Below are 2,071 nucleotides of genomic sequence, written 5' to 3' on the forward strand. Positions count from 1 at the left end.
GATAAACTCAGTGCAAGGAGTTTTGATAGCCAAGTGAATGAGATCCATGTACGTGTAGCAGTCCTTAACAGATTTACGGAATTAGGTCGACCACTTACCCAAGTTACGCCTTAAATTTGGCTCAATTCGGGGCGCTTTGCATTTCAAATCTTTGTGCAACAAAGCCGTTAAGTAGTATTCCGGATAAATTTGATATTGTTTAATGCTTTAAATTGAAGCGCTAACATGCTTATGTTATCTATAACTGAATAGAAAGTTCGTATTTGGAGCATTATCGATGTCATACCAGAATATTTTAGTACCAGTTGATGGTTCAAAAGTTTCATTCTCCGCGGTAAAACATGCGGTCGAAATTGCTCAGGTATTCGATAGCAGATTGACCTTCATCAGTCTGGTTTCTGAAGATCCATTTACAGATGCAGATTTCTATTATTATTATGTCTCTGCTCCAATGAAAGAACACTTTATTCAAGCTTATGCGAATGCAGAAGAGGTATTAAAACAAGCAAGTGAAATTGCATATGCAGCGGGCGTTCAAGTTGAAACTAAAGTCCTAAAAAGTGTAGTGTTTGAAGAAAGTATTGTGAAAACTGCCAAACAGATACAGGCTGATCTCATTGTGATGGGATCGCATGGTCGCAGAGGTTTTAAAAAATGGAGACTCGGAAGTGTGGCCACAGCTGTACTTCGCTCAACCGAATTACCAGTGATGATCATGAAATATTAGGGTGTGTTGACATTTTAGCTTAACAAATAGCGAAGTAGTAAAATCAAATCTTCAAACCTAATTTCACTATTCGATATGCCTCGTACCATGCTGAAAGATCAACACTGGCAAAATTTAAAAGTTATTCTGCGTAATTTATCCATTCATCATAATTCAAATTTACTTAATTTTATTGAAGCTATTCTCATAGTTTTAATTATAAATAGTAAATATCAACGGTGCCTAGTAAATTCAAAAATTTTTAATAGTCAATTTTAGGACTAATTTTTCTTTAAAATCATTAGAAAAATGCTAGAGTATGAAGATTGCTATTGGACGGTAGAGGATAAAACCATGGCTGTTATTCTTCAGGTAGACTTTCCGACGCCAGGCCCATTTGGAGAAGAGATGAGTCGCGCCTATCAAACACTTGCAGAAAGTATTAATCAGGAAGCTGGCATGATCTGGAAAATATGGACAGAAAATAGCGATGCTCAGGAAGCAGGGGGAATTTACCTGTTTGATAGTCAAGATAATGCAGAAAAGTATTTAAAAATGCATACTGCACGCCTGAAAAATTTTGGAATAAAAGATATTCGGGGGAAAATTTTCCAAATTAATTTACCACTGTCTGCTATTAATCAATCCCACTTCATTGTGCAACTTTGACTTTGGTCGGTCTGGAAGCAAGATACTATCTCATCCCACTTCCTACCTAAATTAATCTCTGTTGCATTTCGTCTGAGAATCCAAGCAATAAAAAACCCTGACATCCTGCCAGGGTTTTTTACAGTGCGATCTTTGGTAGCTGCTATTCTACCCTCACTATCCTAGTGTTAGAACTTATCGTTGTTGTTTTCTGTTCCGGAACTTCCTGTTCCTGCATGATTTCATCATAAGTAAAAAAGCACAGATCCCCTAGCCGCAAAATCCCTAAATGTCTGTGCGCCAGGGCGTACAAAAAAGGCTAAAAGTTGTCCCGCTTTTATCTACAGAAATTGGGGATAACTTTTCCCCTAGAGATCTGATGGAATCAGGAAAAATTCTAAAACTGTCCTAGATAAATAGATGAGCTAATTAACCAACACATTCGGCTCATTAGTTGAGTTGAATGTATGCTATATTCAACTCATCTTAGATTTTTAGAGAAAGATGGCTTTGTTGCACAAAGCTATTCTTGAGGGCTTCTTTAGCAATATAATTTCCAGATGAAGAAGCCTGCACCTAAAACTTACCGTACAACCAATTGGTCCTCGTATAACCAAGCTTTAATCAAGCGAGGAAATATTTCAATCTGGTTTGATCCTAAGACCCAATGGTATGCACAACCACAAGGCAAGCACGGACGAAATCAAACTTATTCCG

The 2,071-nt window shown here is 37.4% G+C and carries 2 protein-coding genes and 3 pseudogenes; all 5 read left to right on the forward strand.

Annotated elements, in window-relative coordinates:
* Positions 1-114: pseudogene (locus FTV30_RS15905) on the forward strand (IS5/IS1182 family transposase); the annotation flags it as partial.
* Positions 115-277: 163 nt separating this feature from the next.
* On the forward strand, positions 278-727 hold the full coding sequence (locus FTV30_RS15910; RefSeq protein WP_180000747.1) for a universal stress protein: 450 nt from the start codon (positions 278-280) through the stop codon (positions 725-727).
* 75 nt (positions 728-802) lie between these two features.
* Positions 803-913 (forward strand): annotated as a pseudogene (locus FTV30_RS15915) (IS5/IS1182 family transposase); the annotation flags it as partial.
* Between the two features lie 147 nt (positions 914-1,060).
* A complete protein-coding gene (locus FTV30_RS15920) occupies positions 1,061-1,375 on the forward strand; it encodes a monooxygenase (RefSeq protein WP_071852326.1) in 315 nt (104 codons plus the stop codon).
* A 539-nt stretch (positions 1,376-1,914) separates the two neighbouring features.
* Positions 1,915-2,071 (forward strand): annotated as a pseudogene (locus tag FTV30_RS15925) (IS5/IS1182 family transposase); the annotation flags it as partial.

This window comes from Acinetobacter sp. YH12255, assembly GCF_013417355.1.
In the GTDB taxonomy this organism is placed as follows: domain Bacteria; phylum Pseudomonadota; class Gammaproteobacteria; order Pseudomonadales; family Moraxellaceae; genus Acinetobacter; species Acinetobacter pseudolwoffii.